16 protein-coding genes are annotated in these 17,079 nt (G+C 42.0%); all 16 read left to right on the top strand.

From position 1 onward, the window contains the following. The first annotated feature begins 124 nt into the window (after positions 1-124). The 16 genes from AC6IZR_RS07590 (at position 125) to cshA (ending at position 17,031) form a co-directional block, all read left to right on the top strand. Complete coding sequence (locus tag AC6IZR_RS07590; protein ID WP_023917599.1) at positions 125-577, top strand: DUF3290 family protein; 453 nt, start codon at positions 125-127, stop codon at positions 575-577. Next, the gene (locus AC6IZR_RS07585; protein ID WP_023917601.1) at positions 574-1,206 is read left to right on the top strand and encodes a DUF421 domain-containing protein; all 633 of its coding nucleotides are present in this window, start codon (positions 574-576) and stop codon (positions 1,204-1,206) included. Before AC6IZR_RS07590 ends, AC6IZR_RS07585 begins: the two co-directional genes overlap by 4 nt. A 140-nt stretch (positions 1,207-1,346) precedes the next feature. Beyond that, on the top strand, positions 1,347-3,398 hold the full coding sequence (pbp2b, locus tag AC6IZR_RS07580) for a penicillin-binding protein PBP2B (protein WP_497848390.1): 2,052 nt from the start codon (positions 1,347-1,349) through the stop codon (positions 3,396-3,398). A gap of 10 nt (positions 3,399-3,408) precedes the next feature. Then, on the top strand, positions 3,409-4,005 hold the full coding sequence (gene recR, locus AC6IZR_RS07575) for a recombination mediator RecR (RefSeq protein WP_070845403.1): 597 nt from the start codon (positions 3,409-3,411) through the stop codon (positions 4,003-4,005). A 76-nt stretch (positions 4,006-4,081) separates the two neighbouring features. Then, the gene (locus AC6IZR_RS07570; protein ID WP_497848389.1) at positions 4,082-5,128 is read left to right on the top strand and encodes a D-alanine--D-alanine ligase; all 1,047 of its coding nucleotides are present in this window, start codon (positions 4,082-4,084) and stop codon (positions 5,126-5,128) included. A gap of 273 nt (positions 5,129-5,401) precedes the next feature. Beyond that, complete coding sequence (locus AC6IZR_RS07565) at positions 5,402-6,772, top strand: UDP-N-acetylmuramoyl-tripeptide--D-alanyl-D-alanine ligase (RefSeq protein WP_485777054.1); 1,371 nt, start codon at positions 5,402-5,404, stop codon at positions 6,770-6,772. Continuing rightward, positions 6,762-7,373, top strand: a complete 612-nt coding sequence (locus AC6IZR_RS07560) for an NUDIX hydrolase (RefSeq protein WP_049483657.1) — start codon at positions 6,762-6,764, stop codon at positions 7,371-7,373. The genes AC6IZR_RS07565 and AC6IZR_RS07560 overlap by 11 nt, the downstream gene beginning before the upstream one ends. 29 nt (positions 7,374-7,402) lie before the next feature. Further along, positions 7,403-8,104, top strand: a complete 702-nt coding sequence (locus AC6IZR_RS07555) for a YwaF family protein (protein WP_497848388.1) — start codon at positions 7,403-7,405, stop codon at positions 8,102-8,104. 25 nt (positions 8,105-8,129) lie between these two features. Then, the gene (locus tag AC6IZR_RS07550) at positions 8,130-8,819 is read left to right on the top strand and encodes a YwaF family protein (RefSeq protein WP_497848387.1); all 690 of its coding nucleotides are present in this window, start codon (positions 8,130-8,132) and stop codon (positions 8,817-8,819) included. Positions 8,820-8,831: 12 nt separating this feature from the next. Then, positions 8,832-9,512, top strand: coding sequence for a YwaF family protein (locus tag AC6IZR_RS07545; protein WP_497848386.1), 681 nt, complete (start codon positions 8,832-8,834; stop codon positions 9,510-9,512). A 60-nt stretch (positions 9,513-9,572) separates the two neighbouring features. Continuing rightward, positions 9,573-10,886 carry a DUF2207 domain-containing protein gene (locus AC6IZR_RS07540; RefSeq protein ID WP_497848385.1) on the top strand — a complete coding sequence of 438 codons (1,314 nt, stop codon included), beginning with the start codon at positions 9,573-9,575 and terminating at the stop codon, positions 10,884-10,886. Further along, the gene (locus AC6IZR_RS07535; protein ID WP_497848384.1) at positions 10,850-11,497 is read left to right on the top strand and encodes a DUF2207 family protein; all 648 of its coding nucleotides are present in this window, start codon (positions 10,850-10,852) and stop codon (positions 11,495-11,497) included. The genes AC6IZR_RS07540 and AC6IZR_RS07535 overlap by 37 nt, the downstream gene beginning before the upstream one ends. A gap of 201 nt (positions 11,498-11,698) precedes the next feature. Further along, a complete protein-coding gene (locus AC6IZR_RS07530) occupies positions 11,699-13,246 on the top strand; it encodes a peptide chain release factor 3 (RefSeq protein WP_497848383.1) in 1,548 nt (515 codons plus the stop codon). Positions 13,247-13,325: 79 nt separating this feature from the next. After that, entirely contained in the window at positions 13,326-13,706 is a 381-nt protein-coding gene (locus AC6IZR_RS07525; RefSeq protein WP_003015210.1) for a PH domain-containing protein, read from the top strand. Positions 13,707-13,746: 40 nt separating this feature from the next. Next, the gene (locus AC6IZR_RS07520; protein WP_070666301.1) at positions 13,747-14,655 is read left to right on the top strand and encodes a magnesium transporter CorA family protein; all 909 of its coding nucleotides are present in this window, start codon (positions 13,747-13,749) and stop codon (positions 14,653-14,655) included. Positions 14,656-15,459: 804 nt separating this feature from the next. Further along, positions 15,460-17,031, top strand: a complete 1,572-nt coding sequence (gene cshA, locus AC6IZR_RS07515) for a degradosome RNA helicase CshA (RefSeq protein WP_155199423.1) — start codon at positions 15,460-15,462, stop codon at positions 17,029-17,031. Positions 17,032-17,079: the final 48 nt, after the last annotated feature.

Genomic DNA, 17,079 nt, shown 5'->3' with positions numbered 1-17,079 from the left:
TTCTTGACATGATAGATAACTTTATTATAACAAAAAATATATTTTTTTCTGATTAGAATGCCTTGAATTCTCTCCTGAAATACATTATAATAGCTTGAATTCATTTGGAGAAAGGGAGTTCATTATGAAATTTTACTCTTATGATTATGTATTGAGTCAGATCAGTCAGCAAAATTGGGTGACCATTGGGATCTCTGGTTTGCTCATTCTACTGACTGGTTTTTTTGCGGTGAAAGCCTATCGGGATAAGCAAGATAGCAAATTCCGTGAATTATCCATTATCTCGATTTTGACTCTGGTTGCAGTGGTCTTGATCGGCATCAGCAGTTTCCAAAATAGCCAAAGTAATAATGACCAATTTCAACGGTCTCTGCATTTTATTGAGGTCATCTCAAAGGAGTTGGATGTCAAAAAAGAAGACGTCTATGTCAATACTTCAGCAGCCACAGATGGGGCGATCCTGAAGGTTGGAGAGGTTTATTACCGAGCTATCGCAGGATCTGACCCAGATAGCTACCTATTAGAAAAGATGGATCTGTATAAAACAGACGTGGAACTTGTGGAGGTGAACAAATGATAGTAAATTTTTTAAACATCTTGATTAAATTAGCTTTGGGCTTGATTTCCTTGGTATTTGTCATCAATGTGACCGGGAAAGGAAACTTAGCACCAAATTCTGCAGTAGACCAGATACAGAACTTTGTTCTTGGGGGCATTATTGGTGGGGTCATCTACAATAGCTCCATTACCATTCTTCAATACATTGTGATTCTCTTAATGTGGACTATTTTGATCTTGCTCTTAAAATGGCTCAATACCAATGTTCGTTTTATGAAGCACTTGATTGATGGAAAACCAACTGTCATCATTAAAAATGGGAAACTGGATCCGGAAGCGTGTCGTTCCAAAGGACTTTTTGCTTCAGATGTTGCTTTGAAACTACGTGGACAAGGGATTTTTCAATTAAAAGATGTGAAGCGCGCTGTTATTGAACAAAATGGTCAATTGATCGTTGTCCGTGCGGGGGATGAGAATCCTAAATACCCGATTATTACGGATGGAGTGATTCAGCTTGAAATTTTGGAAACAATTGGAAAAAGTGAAGAGTGGTTGTTGGCTGAATTGGAAAAAGAAGGCTATGATAATGTTTTGGATATTTTCATTGCGGAGTATGACAAAGGAAAAATCAATGTTGTGACCTATTAAAAGAAGAGATTGGACGAGCCTGTCCAATCTTTTTTCTTTATAAAATTCCAGGAAAGGCCTCTTCCTTTTCTTGAGATACTCTGGGAAAAATAGTAAAATGGAAGGTAAGTGTTCATTAGAAAAGAAGGATAGAAAATTTCATGAAGAAGAAAATACGGAAGTTTGAGAATCATTCGATTACACGCAGACTCTACCTGCTGTTTAGTTTGATTTGCCTTCTTTTTTTGGTGCTGATTGCCCGACTTGGCTATATGCAGATCACTCACCAAGCCTACTATACGGATAAATTGGCAAAAGCTACGAAAAAGACGGTCAAACAAGGAAGTGTGCGAGGGCAAATCTATGATGCTTCTGGTAAGCCCTTGGTGGAAAATGTGGGAAAACAAGTCCTGACCTTTACGCGCGATCGTAAAATGACGGCACAAGAAATGCGAGAGACAGCTGGGAAACTCCTGCAGTATGTCGACGTAGAAAATCCTCAAGTGACTGAACGACAAGAAGTGGATTACTATCTAGCTAATACCAAGGTCTACCAAGAGGTCGTGGAACACCTACCTGAGAAAAAGAAATTTGATACCGATGGCAACCGCCTGCCGGAAGCCAAGATTTATCAAGCGGCAGTGGATAGTATCGACCCTTCAAAACTCGGCTATACAGATGATGAGAAAAAGATTATTTATCTCTATAGCCAGATGAATGCGGTAGAGAATTTTGCGACGGGGATTATTTCGACGCAAGTACTAGGAGCTGAACAGATTGCGACCATCGCTGCGGACAGTCAGGACCTTCCGGGAATTGCCATCACGACTAGCTGGGACCGCAAGGTTTTGGACACTCCTTTAGCTTCTATTATTGGAAACGTATCGACCGAGCAGGCGGGGCTTCCAGCAGAAGAGGTTGAGGACTATGTCAAAAAAGGTTATGCTCTCAATGACCGGGTTGGTACCTCTTATTTGGAGAAAGAATACGAAAATGTCCTTCAAGGAAAACGCAGTGAAAAAGAAATTCTCCTAGATAAAAATGGCAACATGGAGAAAGTGGTTGACGTTTCAAAAGGGGCCAAAGGAGAAAACCTCAAGCTCTCGATTGATTTGGATTTCCAAAAAGGAGTGGAAGATATCCTTCGCTCCGCCTTTAGCGCAGAGTTGCAAGCTGGAAATGCGACCTACTCCGAAGGTGTCTATGCCGTAGCTCTGGAGCCCGATACAGGGAAGGTCCTTGCCATGGCAGGGATTAAACACCAGGCTGGTAGTCAAGATCTATCAGCAGATGCATTGGGAACAGTGACCAACGTCTTCGTTCCAGGATCCGTGGTCAAAGGAGCGACCTTGACTTCGGGATGGGAAAATGGAGCCATTTCTGGGAATCAGGTGCTGACCGATCAGCCCATTGTTTTTGCAGGATCAGCTCCTATCAATTCTTGGTTTACCCAATACGGTAGTCGTTCCATCAATGCGGTGGAAGCATTGGAATACTCTTCCAATACCTATATGGTCCAAATTGCCCTTAAGATGATGGGGCAACCTTACACCCCAAACATGACCTTACAAGTGGATCAGGTTGAACCGGCTATGAAAAAACTGCGCTCTACTTTTGCAGAGTATGGTCTTGGGACATCAACGGGGATTGACCTTCCCAATGAATCGACCGGTTTTATTCCAAAAGACTACACAGTCGGTAATTATTTGACCAATGCCTTTGGTCAGTTTGACAACTATACGCCTATGCAATTGGCCCAGTATGCGGCAACGGTAGCGAATGATGGGAAGAGGGTGAGTCCTCATGTCGTCGAAGGCATCTATGACAATAATGATCAAGGGGGCCTTGGTCAGTTGAAAAAAGCGATCGAAACTAAAGAGCTCAATCAGGTGCATATCTCAGCGGAGGACATGGCTTTGATCAAGCAAGGGTTCTACCAAGTTGCAAATGGTACGAGTGGGTTAACGACAGGAAAGACCGTGGGTCGAGGTGCTAGTGTGCCCATTAGTGCAAAGACAGGTACAGCTGAAACCACAGTCGATGGAGGCAAACAAGCCATTAATACCAATGTGGTGGCTTATGCACCATCAAACAATCCAAAGATTGCAGTAGCAGTGGTTTTTCCACATAATACCAATCTACAAGCGACGGTCAGTCATTCCATTACGCGTGACATTATTAATTTATACAATCAGAAACACCCCATGAATTAGAAAGGAAATTATGCTTTATCCAGCACCTATTGCAAAATTAATTGACAGCTATTCGAAGTTGCCAGGAATTGGGATCAAAACAGCGACTCGTCTGGCTTTTTACACCATTGGTATGTCAGATGATGATGTGAATGAATTTGCCAAAAACTTACTCAATGCCAAGCGTGAGCTGGGGTATTGCAGTATTTGTGGCAATTTAACCGATGAAGAAACCTGCGAGATTTGTCGAGATGAAACGCGGGATCCATCCCTCATTCTGGTTGTAGAAGATAGCCGGGATGTATCTGCTATGGAAAATATCCAGGAATACCATGGTCGCTATCATGTCTTGCATGGCTTGATCTCGCCCATGAATGGCGTGGGACCCGATGACATCAATCTCAAGACTTTGATTGGTCGCTTGATGGATGGAACAGTCACAGAGGTCATTGTTGCGACCAATGCGACAGCAGACGGGGAAGCGACATCTATGTATATCTCGCGCGTGCTCAAACCTGCAGGGATCAAAGTAACCCGTTTGGCACGTGGTCTGGCAGTTGGAGCCGATATCGAGTATGCGGACGAAGTGACCTTGCTTCGTGCGATCGAAAATCGGACAGAATTATAAGAGAAGTTCTTTCGAAAGGGCTATCATTGTGGTATACTATCAAGTAAGAAATCAAGGGAACAATTAGGGAGAAACTATGAGTAAACAAGACTTAATCCTGTTGTATGGTGGACGTAGTGCAGAACGTGAAGTATCTGTTCTTTCAGCAGAAAGCGTGATGCGCGCGATTGATTACCAAGCATTTTCGGTTCAAACCTACTTTATTACGCAGTCAGGAGATTTCATCCAGACGCAAGCTTTTGAAGAGAAACCAGCGGATGATGAGAAATTGATGACCAATGAGACAGTGGACTGGTCTAAAAAAGTGGCACCATATGCGATTTACAAGGAAGGAGCAGTAGTCTTTCCAGTTCTTCATGGACCAATGGGAGAAGATGGTTCCATTCAAGGATTCTTAGAAGTCTTGAAAATGCCTTATGTCGGCTGTGGTATCCTAGCTTCCAGTGTGGCCATGGACAAGATTACCACCAAACGGGTTTTGGAATCTGCAGGGATTCCACAAGTTCCTTATGTAGCTGTAGTGGAAGGCGATGACATTGATGAGAAAATTGCTGCAATTGAAGCCACTCTCTCTTATCCTGTCTTTACCAAACCATCCAATATGGGTTCTAGCGTAGGAATTTCAAAATCTGAAAACCAAACAGAGCTTCGGGCTGCTCTCGAATTGGCCTTCAAGTACGATAGCCGTGTCTTGGTAGAACAAGGAGTCAATGCGCGTGAGATCGAAGTTGGACTTCTTGGAAACTATGATGTGAAGAGCACCTTGCCAGGTGAAGTTGTGAAAGATGTGGCCTTCTATGATTATGATGCCAAATACATCGACAATAAAATTACCATGGCTATTCCGGCTCAATTGGACCCTGAGGTTGTGAAAATCATGAGGACCAACGCAGAAAAAGCCTTTCGTGCGATCGGTGGTCTAGGTTTAGCGCGTTGTGATTTCTTCTATACCGATAAAGGAGAGATCTTCTTAAACGAACTCAATACTATGCCTGGATTTACCCAATGGTCTATGTATCCTCTGCTTTGGGACAATATGGGACTCAACTATACAGATTTGATCACCAAGTTAGTAGAGCTTGGAAAAGAAGTCTTCCAAAAACACGAAGCGCATTTGTTGTAAGAAAAGAGAGAGTGGGACAGAAATCGGTAATTCGTTAGAATTCGATTTCGTCGTCCCACCTCCGCACAGTTGAGTAGGGCTGTAAAAGCTGATGAAATCAGTGTAGTAGAGCCCACTCAACCACTGGTCTTGCTCGACAATCCTAAAACAATCAAGAGGCTAGGACTTCTGTCCCAGCCACTTTTTTTGTGGTCTAGAATATGGTATAATGAGAAGAATTTGATAGGAGCGTCCAAATTTTTGAAGACGCTACGGAGAACTGAGGAGTTGGATATGAATCTCACATTACATGAAGTTGCTCATCTAGTACATGCAAAAAATGATATCAGCCAATTTGAAGATGTGGCCCTCGTCAAGCCGGAATTTGACAGTCGTTTGATTGGGCCTGGAGACCTGTTTGTTCCTTTAAAGGGAGCGCGTGATGGTCATGACTTTATTGAGACTGCTTTTGAAAATGGAGCCGTAGCCACTTTTTCAGAGAAAGTGATCGAAGGCCACCCTTATATTTTGGTGGAAGATGTGCTGAGCGCTTTTCAAACACTTGCTGCAGCCTATCTTCAAAAGACAAAAGTAGATGTTTTTGCAGTGACGGGGTCAAATGGTAAAACCACCACAAAAGATATGTTGGCACAGCTATTGTCCACCACCTACCTGACCTATAAAACACAAGGAAACTATAATAACGAAATTGGTCTTCCTTATACGGTTTTGCATATGCCAGAAGGGACGGACAAACTCGTCCTTGAAATGGGGCAAGACCATCTAGGAGATATCCATCTCTTGTCAGAACTGGCGCATCCAAAAGCTGCTATTGTCACCTTGATTGGAGAAGCCCATTTGGAATTCTTTAAAGATCGAAGTGAGATCGCAAAAGGAAAACTCCAGATTGCGGATGGCATGCCAGAAGGTGGCCTTCTGGTGGTTCCAGCTGATCCGATCGTGAATGCCTACCTCCCTGAAAAACAAAAAGTGGTTCGCTTTGGGCCAGATGAGGAGATTTTTATTACCGAGTTAATCGAACGAAAGGACAGCCTAACCTTCCGAGCGAATTTCTTAGAAGAAGCGATTGATCTTCCGGTAACAGGAAAATACAATGCGACCAATGCTATGATCGCAGCTTATGTTGCCCTGCAAGAAGGAGTGAGTGAGGCTGCGATTCGTGATAGTTTTGAAACCTTGCAATTAACACGCAACCGGACAGAATGGAAGAAAGCAGGTAATGGGGCGGATATCCTATCCGATGTCTACAATGCTAACCCAACGGCTATGCGCCTAATCTTAGAAACTTTCTCGACTATTCCTGCTAATCCAAATGGCCGAAAATTAGCCGTCCTGGCAGATATGAAAGAACTAGGGGAGCAATCTATTGATCTGCACAACCAAATGATTCTTAGTCTCTCGCCGGATGTTTTGGATACGGTTATTTTCTATGGCCAAGACATTGCGGGATTGGCTCAGTTAGCGAGTCAGATGTTCCCACTCGGACATGTCTATTATTTCAAGAAGACAGCTGAGGAAGATCAGTTTGAGGACATGGTCAAACAAGTCAAGGAAAGCTTGAAAGAGCAAGACCAAATCCTTATCAAGGGAAGCAATTCCATGAATTTGGCAAAATTAGTAGAGGAATTGGAGAATGGTAAGTAATAATGTACTGAAGGACATTCAGCGCTTGATTTCAATCACCAATACAGGCTTAGCGTTCTCAAAAGATCCATTTGATCAAGAGCGCTACCAGGATATTCGTGAAATTTTACAGGATCTTGTGAGAGAAACGACTGATCTGAATTCACAAGAATTATCGGATTTGTTTCGACCGACAGACCATTACGACACTCCCTTGATTGATGTAAGGGCCTGGATTGTCAAAGATGACAAACTTTGTTTAGTGAAAGGTCAGGGAGAAGAGACCTGGGCTTTGCCGGGTGGTTTTGGTGAGGTTGGCTATTCTCCTAAAGAAAATATTTTAAAGGAAATCCAAGAAGAAACGGGCTATGTAGCACGTGTCAATCGCTTGTTGGCAGTATTTGATACCAATCGCTACCAATTGCAAAGCCGCCAATATGTGAAATTGGTATTTGAATGTGAATTGCTGGATGGAAGTTTTCAACAGAATCAGGAAATTTCCGATCTTGCATTTTTTGAGAGAGAGAAAATGCCTGCTCTTTCTACCAAGCGCAATACAGAAGAACAATTGAACTTCCTTTGGGAGGTTTATGATGGGAAACGAGATTTGTATTGTGATTAAAAACGATTTATAAATTAAAGGGATATAAAATGACACTTTGGGATTTATTGTTTACGAACCAAAAATCAGCACCGCCTGAGTTTGGACTCTGGTACTTTTTCCTACCAGTTTCCTTGTTGGTGGTTGGCTACTTTTCTATCAAATATGCGCAGTCAAAAAGCTACCAGCGCTTTTGGTACTGGGCACAATTGATTCAAGTCTTGACCATCAATGCTTGGTATATTCTCGCCCACATGCCTTTGACAGATAATTTGCCTTTTTATCATTGTCGCTTGGCCATGCTTGCAATCCTCTTTGCCCCGAGAGGAACCTATATCAAGCAATATTTTGCTCTCTTGGGAGTTTTGGGATCGATTGCGGCCTTGGTTTATCCGGCCTTTGACCCCTTCCCATTCCCCCATATTACTGTGCTCAATCTGATTTTTAGTCACTGGGCCTTGTTTGCCAATAGTTTGATTTACCTGCAAGATTTTTATCAGTCGGAAAAGCAAGACAGCCTACGAATTGTTAAGATCACCTTTGGCATGAATGCCGTCATCTTTTTGGTCAACCTTTTGACCAGTGGAGATTACGGCTTCTTACGACGTCCACCAATCATTGGAGACCAGGGTGCTCTTTTGAACTACCTCTTGGTCAGCATTGTGATGGTAGCTGGTATTTGCTTGGTCAACCAACGCTATAAATACAAATACAAGATGGTCGAAGAGAATATAGTTTCGCGTTCAGAATAAAAAGAGCAGATAAGGGAAAGAAATCATGACACTTTGGGACTTATTTTTCACCAGTCAACCAACGGCCCCTCCTCAATTGGGGGTCTGGTATTTCTTATTGCCGACTTCATTGGTGGTAGTGGGAGTTCTGTCCATTCGATTTGCTCATTCTAAAGGCTATCAAAACTTTTGGTATTGGGGGCAGTTGATCCAGTTGCTCATTATCAACTCTTGGTATCTAGCTGCTCGCTTGCCTCTTTCAGAGAGTCTTCCCTTCTATCATAGTCGGATGGCCATGTGGATCATTCTGTTTGCTCCTAGGGGAAGATTCAAGCAATATTTTGCTCTGGTAGGAGTCTTTGGCTCTATCATGGCTTTGGTTCATCCTGTTTTTTATCCCTATCCTTTTCCTCACGTATCCTCGATCAACAATGTCTTTGGTCACTGGGCCCTCTTGGCCAATTGCTTGATCTATCTGGTCCAATCCTACCAGGTGGAAGAAAGGGATGCCTGGAAAATCTGTCAGATGACTTTTGGGGTTAATGCTTTTATTCAGCTTGCGAATCTTGTAACAGGTGGAAATTACGGCTTTATGCGTCGTCCTCCTGTACTTGGTAATCATGGACTTGTGTTCAATTATTTGATTGTGACGATCCTGATGACAGGGACCCTTATCCTGATCAATGCAATCGTTAAGTCCAGTAAGAAAAGAAAAAGAACATCTGAATCCGTTTAATAAGGAGATCCTATGCATCATTTTTTTACAACTGAATCCACTGCACCACCTGTTATACCGCTCCTCTGGTATGGGGTCATGGTTCTTTTAATCCTAATGGCAGTTTGGGCTTCATTACGTTACTATCAAAATGAACAATTTCGGAAGATCTTTCGAAACTTACAAATATTTCAATTGATCTGTCTATATATCTGGTATTTTGCTTTTCAACTTCCCTGGTCCAATAGTTTACCCTTGTACCATTGCCGTTTGGCCATGTTTGCTGTCTTGCTCTTGCCAGACAGATGGAAGAGCAAGCAGTTCTTTGCCTTGATGGGAGTCAGTGGGGCGATCTTTGCCTTGGGTTATCCGGTCTTTGATCCCTATACCTTCCCTCATATTACGAGCTTTTCTTTTCTCTTAGGGCATTACTGTCTCTTGGTTAATTCCTTGATTTATCTCTTGAGATTCTATGATTCGAGTCTCTTAAAAAATCGAGAGATTGTTCTTTATACTTTCGTCTTGGATTTATTCCTTGTGGGAGTCAACCAAGTCACTGGAGGCAATTATGGACTCATGGCGCGACCACCAATTATCAAAGGGGATAGTCTCTTGGTGAATTATGTCGTGGTTTCCAGCATCCTAGCAGCAGCCTTGCTTCTCTTTAATGTATTTTTCAGTCGCAGACCTGTTAGAAAAAGAGTCAGTCGATAAAAAGTTGAAGGAGGTTGAGACAATCAGTCTCAACCTTCTTTTAGTTAATAGGAGTTTGAAATGAAGAGGTTTTTACTAGTCATTTGTATCTTGTGTGGCTTATTTTGCACAGTTAGTCCGGCTCAGGCAGAGGATAACGTTCAGTATTCGATTGAGTCCTATGTAGGACACCTCCATTTGCAGGAAGATAGCCAGGCAACATTCACTCAAGAGATTACCTATGATTTTCATACGGGCTACAATGGTCAGTATGTAACTTTAGGGAGTGCAGATCCCCTTCCTAAAGGATTTAAAATCCATGAAAATCCTCAAGTTGAAGCTTATGTGGACGGGGAAAAACGAGATATTCGTGTAGAAGAATCGGATCTCGGAGATGGTCGTCTTTTAAAAATCTACAATTCGAGGATTGTTGGAGGCAAAGTTACCATCAAGGTTGTATGGAAGATTGATCATATTCTAGACCTGTATTCCGATATAGCGGAGCTCAATTGGTTCCCTCTTTCAGATGGGGATGAGGATATTGCGAAATTAGATTTTTATGTGGATGGTTTGGATGCCAAGCAGGGAGAATTGTATGCTCATACCGGTTATTTTAACCCACCAGCCCAGATTGACCGGACTGCGACTGGCTATCATATTCAGTTACGGAACTTCCCAAAGAATGGAAAATTGGAACTCCACGCATACTGGCCCATGACAGAAGCTCTGCGTCGAGGCCAATCTAATAAGATAAAAAAAGAAAATGGAAAAGATAAATTCCTAAAAAAAGAGAGATCCATTCAACAAAAAACATTCATCTACAAGACACTGTTTCTCAAAGTCGTGCCAATTGTATCGATTCTTTTATTTGTCCTAGCTTTTATTCCATGGATTCGCTATATGATCAGTACCAGAAATCGTCGGATTGCAAAAGGAGTAAGATTATACGAACCACCACAGAATTTACCACCATTAGTTCTAGCTAAGGCGCTGTATCAACTTGATTTTGAACAGATGGTGATATTTAGAGAGAAAGGTCAATTAAAATTTAACCATCTCATTCAAGCAACAATGTTAGATCTCATTGACCGAGGAAATCTTCGTTTGACTAGGGATGAAAACGGGGAAAGGTTGACCTGTCTTCACCATGAAGGATTGGCTGATTTTGAATTGAAGTTTATTGACATAATCTTTGATCAAGAAACGGAAATCAATATCAGCGAGGTATTCTCAAAATATAAAATTAATCAAGTAGCTCTAAAAAAAGATTTTCGGGCTGCTAAAACAGAGGCGCAACGAGATCGCATTCGAAAGGTCGGAAGTGATGTTCAATCGCTTTTAAAAAAGATGCCCAGCAATTGTCAAAAGGTGTTGACAAGGAGATTGCGAAATTAGGATTGCCGTCTTATTTTAGAGACTTAACTGAGAAAGAAGAAGCTTTTTCAAAAACAGGCTGTGCCTTACACTTTTGGCTCTTACTGATCTTATTTGTGAGTATGTGTTTCTTAACATTTGGATTTGGTTCACACCTATCTTCATTCTATTTTTGGATCATTTTATTTTTGGTTTTGTTATTCATTCCATTTTATATTGTTGTGAAAATCCGCGAAGATCATCTACAATCCTTAGAGAACTTGGATTCGCAATTCCAATGGATGGCCTTTCGAAATATGATCGAAAGTATTCCAAATTTCAATCAAGCGGAACTTGAAAGTGTTGTCCTATGGAATCGTATCTTAGTCTATGCAACTCTGTATGGTCAAGCTAAAAAAGTGAGCCAGGTACTCCAAAATCATCAGATTTCCTTACCATATGAAGACTGGGATGCTCTTGTTTGGCTAACATCCTCTTCAAATACCTTTCTAGATGGCTCTACTTTAATGGGCTATGCAGATAATTCCTATAGTGTTGCAAACTTCTCTATTAACTCTTCAGATGGCAGTGGTGGCTTTGACGGCGGTGGTTTCTCTGGAGGAGGAGGTGGTGGAGGATTTGGCGCCTTCTAATAGTACTTGTTATTTAATGAAGTCTGGGATGTAGAACCATTGTAGTTCTCACTCAGGCTTTTTAATTTGTAACTATACTGACGATTGAAAAAAGCCTCTATTTCCGCTATAATAGATTAGTTAAGGTAAAAGGAGAGAACCAATGTAGAAGGATCTTACTTACTAAAAAATACGTTTTAAAAAATAACTGAGGAAGAAAGAATGACAATAACTGACGAAATTAAAAAACGCCGTACCTTTGCCATCATCTCCCACCCGGATGCTGGTAAAACGACGATTACAGAGCAGTTGCTCTACTTTGGGGGTGAGATTCGGGAAGCCGGTACGGTAAAAGGAAAGAAAACAGGAAACTTTGCTAAATCTGACTGGATGGATATCGAGAAACAACGTGGGATTTCGGTAACTTCATCTGTCATGCAGTTTGACTATGATGGAAAACGGGTCAATATCCTAGATACCCCAGGGCACGAGGACTTTTCAGAAGATACTTACCGGACCTTGATGGCGGTGGACGCGGCGGTTATGGTCGTAGACTCTGCCAAAGGGATCGAGGCCCAAACCAAGAAATTGTTTGAGGTTGTGAAACACCGTGGTATTCCAGTCTTTACCTTTATGAATAAGCTGGACCGTGACGGACGTGAGCCACTGGACCTCTTGCAAGAATTGGAAGAAGTCTTGGGTATCGCAAGTTACCCAATGAACTGGCCGATCGGGATGGGGAAAGCCTTTGAGGGTCTTTACGACCTCTATAACCAACGCTTGGAACTCTACAAAGGGGATGAACGCTTTGCCAGTCTAGAAGATGGAGACAAGCTTTTTGCCAACAATCCATTCTATGAGCAGGTGAAAGACGATATCGAACTTTTGCAAGAAGCTGGAAATGAATTCTCAGAAGAAGCCATCCTTGCGGGTGAATTAACACCAGTTTTCTTTGGTTCAGCTTTGACCAACTTCGGAGTACAGACTTTCTTGGAAACCTTCTTGAAATTTGCCCCAGAACCACACGGCCACAAGAAGACTGATGGAGAAATGGTCGATCCTTATGACAAGGATTTCTCAGGCTTTGTCTTTAAAATCCAAGCAAACATGGATCCTCGTCACCGTGACCGGATTGCCTTTGTGCGGATCGTATCGGGTGAATTTGAGCGTGGGATGAGTGTCAACTTGCCTCGTACTGGTAAGGGCGCTAAGCTATCAAATGTCACCCAGTTTATGGCCGAAAGCCGTGAGAATGTCAGCAATGCCGTAGCAGGAGACATCATCGGGGTCTACGATACAGGGACTTATCAGGTTGGAGATACGCTGACAGTTGGTAAAAACAAGTTCGAATTTGAACCACTGCCAACCTTTACGCCTGAAATTTTCATGAAGGTATCTGCCAAGAACGTCATGAAGCAAAAATCCTTCCACAAAGGGATTGAGCAATTGGTGCAAGAAGGAGCCATCCAGCTTTATACCAACTACCAAACAGGTGAATACATGTTGGGTGCTGTCGGGCAACTTCAGTTTGAAGTCTTTAAACACCGCATGGAAAATGAATACAATGCCGAAGTGGTCATGAGCCCAATGGGTAAAAAGACTGTTCGCTGGATCAAACCAGAAGACTTAGATGAGCGCATGTCTTCAAGCCGAAATATCTTGGCCAAGGATCGCTTTGACCAGCCAGTCTTCCTCTTTGAAAATGACTTTGCCCTCCGTTGGTTTGCGGACAAGTATCCTGACGTTGAGTTGGAAGAAAAGATGGGATAAGGAACGTTTTCAAAACCGATCCATAACAATAGAATAAGAAGACGAAAATCTACCCGTTTTCGCTTATAAAGGAGAAACTATGGGATTACTAAGTGGTTTGATGGGCAATGCCTCTCAAAAGAATGTTGATAAAGTAGAAAGAGATCTGGAAGATATCTTGGTGCCGGGAGAGCAAGTCACACTTGCTTTTAGCTTGATTCGTGATTTAATCGTCTTTACAGAGTTTCGTTTGATCTTGGTGGATAAGCAAGGAGTAACAGGAAAGAAAACTTCCTACAAATCCCTTCCTTATCGCTCCATCTCTCGATTTTCAGTAGAAACTTCCGGTCATTTTGATTTGGATGCTGAATTAAAAATCTGGGTCTCTTCAGCAGTGGAACCTTCAGAAGTTTTACAATTCAAGAGTGACAACAGTGTCATTGAAATCCAGCAAGCATTAGCCAGTGCGGTCTTTAAATAAAAAATCATGTTGATAGAGAACAGTTGAGAAAGGAGACGGAATGTTTATCGATAAACAATTGGGTCAAGATCGGAAATGGATCAATATCGACTCGGATTTGATTGCTGAAAATTCATATCTTTATAAAAAATACGATATTGACAAAGAAACCATTGAGTACGCGATGGATAAGAACGAACGTGCCCATATGGATTACAATCGAGAAAACGGAACGATCACCTTTATCTACAATGTATTGGATTTAGAAAAGGACAAGGAATACTACGAAACCATCCCCATGACCTTTATCGTTCAAGATACGCGACTCGTGACCATCAGTAACCAGGACAATGCCTATATCATTGAACAAATGGTTCGTTATTTGGAAAGCCATGAGGAGCTGTCGATCTATAAGTTGCTTTTTGCAGGTCTTGAAATGATCAGTAATGCTTATTATCCGATTATTGATCGCTTAGATAAGCACAAAGATGAACTCAATCGTTTGCTTCGAAAGACAACGACGACAAAGAATCTTTATGCCCTGTCTGACCTTGAGACCGGTATGGTGTATCTGGTCGCGGCAGCCAAGCAAAATCGGATGTTGCTAGAACATATCAAAGCACATGTCATTTATCGCAGGATGAATGATGTTGAAAAAGAGCAGTTTGATGATGCCATGATCGAAGCGCGTCAGTTGGTTTCAATGACCGAGTTGATTTCCAATGTCTTACAGCAGTTGTCTGGATCATACAACAATATCCTAAACAACAACTTGAATGACAACTTGACAACCCTAACCATCTTTGAAGCCTTGTTGGCGGTCTTAGCCGTTATCACCGGTTTCTTCGGAATGAATATCCCTCTTCCTATGACAGAGGATCCCAATGCTTGGATCTATGTATCCCTATGTAGCTTTATATTATGGCTCATTTTGGCAAAGGTCATGCGTTGGATTGTGAAAAAAAGATAAAAAAAAGAGGCTTGGAGAAATCCGAGCCTCTTCGTATCTAGAATAATCTGAGAAATAGGAACCATCTAGACACCTGCCCTCCTCTCCAAAGAAGGGGCAGTGTGAATAGTTCATCGACTGTACAAAATCTTCTTGGAAATAGTAGGAGTAGATTTAATAGTACTGAGTGGTTCTAAATAAATCAGAACTTAGAATAAATCGTTGAATCAGATAAAATGATCCTATTTCTTTATACAGAAATATTTTAGATACTAACTGTATTATACATATTTATTTGTAAAAACGCAAGATAAGAGTTACCAAAAAATAAAAGTTTTCCGATTTTTTTATACTCCAATGATGAAGTATATGAAATGGTCGCAAGAAGAAAACCAGTCCTGGCTAGGATTTGCGTCACTTTTCTGATTTCAAGCGATCCAGGATTTTTTCCTAAAAAATAAAATTAATCTCCTTTGACTATCATTTGCCTCTTCATTATGTTATACTAGATAAGTTGCAAACTTGTATGAGAGAAATGGTGGGGAGACTGAACAGATGGAAGGCTTCTGTTCGAAAGAAGACTCCCGCAAATAGGATCATGTTGCCTATTTGTTTGAAAAAACGATTCTAGTCAACAACATCCGTTAGTACGCAAAACATTTTTCTCTAAAGAAAATGTAGTCTTAAACAGACGGACTAGTTTTTCTTTAGATGAGTCTTGCGACAGGTAACCGGGAAGATGACTTCCTATGCAATCAGTGCGTATTCGCATTGAAAGAAGTTTGATAAAGTGGCTTCGCACCACTTTTTAGAAAGAAGAAAGAATTGAAATTCAATGAATTTAACTTATCTGCTGAATTATTAGCAGAAATCGAAAAAGCTGGCTTTGTAGAAGCAAGCCCGATCCAAGAACAAACCATTCCTTTGGCTCTTGAAGGAAAAGATGTCATCGGTCAAGCGCAAACAGGGACTGGTAAAACAGCTGCTTTCGGTCTTCCAACGTTGGAGAAGATTGATGTCGATAACACAGTGATCCAAGCCCTTGTCATTGCCCCAACGCGTGAATTGGCAGTTCAAAGTCAGGAAGAATTGTTCCGCTTCGGACGCAGTAAGGGTGTTAAAGTTCGCTCTGTCTATGGTGGATCAAGCATTGAAAAGCAAATTAAAGCTTTGAAGTCAGGCGCTCACATCGTTGTGGGAACACCTGGACGCTTGCTAGATTTGATCAAGCGCAAGGCCTTGAAACTCGATCATATTGAAACCTTGATCCTGGATGAAGCAGATGAAATGCTCAACATGGGCTTCTTGGAAGATATCGAAGCCATCATTAGCCGTGTCCCAGAAACACGCCAAACCTTGCTCTTTTCAGCAACGATGCCAGAAGCTATCAAACGTATCGGTGTTCAGTTTATGAAAGAGCCAGAACACGTTAAGATTGCGGCCAAAGAATTGACCACCGATTTGGTCGATCAATACTATATTCGTGTCAAAGAAGGTGAAAAATTTGATACCATGACTCGATTGATGGATGTCGAACAGCCTGAACTTGCCATCGTCTTTGGTCGGACCAAACGCCGGGTTGATGAATTGACTCGTGGCTTGAAGATTCGTGGTTTCCGTGCAGAAGGAATTCACGGAGATTTGGATCAAAACAAGCGTCTCCGAGTCCTTCGTGACTTTAAAAATGGGAACTTGGACGTCTTGGTAGCAACAGACGTTGCGGCACGTGGCTTGGATATTTCAGGTGTGACCCATGTCTACAACTACGATATTCCACAAGATCCAGAAAGCTATGTTCACCGGATCGGACGGACAGGTCGTGCTGGGAAAACAGGGCAATCCATTACCTTTGTATCGCCAAATGAAATGGGCTATTTGCAAATCATTGAGAACTTGACCAAAAAGCGGATGAAGGGAATGAAACCTGCAACAGCAGAAGAAGCCTTCCAAGCGAAAAAACAAGTAGCACTGAAGAAAATTGAGCGAGATTTTGAAGATGAAAAAATCCGGACCAACTTTGAGAAGTTTGGCAAGGATGCTCGCAAATTGGCTGCAGCATTCACTCCTGAAGAATTGGCTATGTATATTTTGAGCTTGACCGTTCAAGATCCAGACAGCCTTCCAGAAGTTGAAATTGCGCGTGAAAAACCATTGCCGTTTAAACCATCCGGTGGTGGCTTTGGTGGAAAAGGAAAAGGTGGCCGTGGAAATGGCCGTCGTGGAGACCAACGCCGTGACCGAAATCGCAGAGATGACCGTGAAGGTGGACGCCGTGATTTCAAACGCAAGTCCAATAAAAATAGCCGAGACTTTGAAGGCAAAGGCAACAAACGTCCTCATCGTACTTCCAATGAAAAGAAAAATGGATTTGTCATCCGCAATAAAGGGGATAAATAAGTCCGAAGGAACGGTCTATTGCTAGACCGTTTTTTTATATGAAAAATA

Source organism: Streptococcus mobilis, from assembly GCF_059727625.1.
Note: the sequence above shows the minus strand (reverse complement) of the source record. Positions and strands in the feature narration are given on the sequence as shown.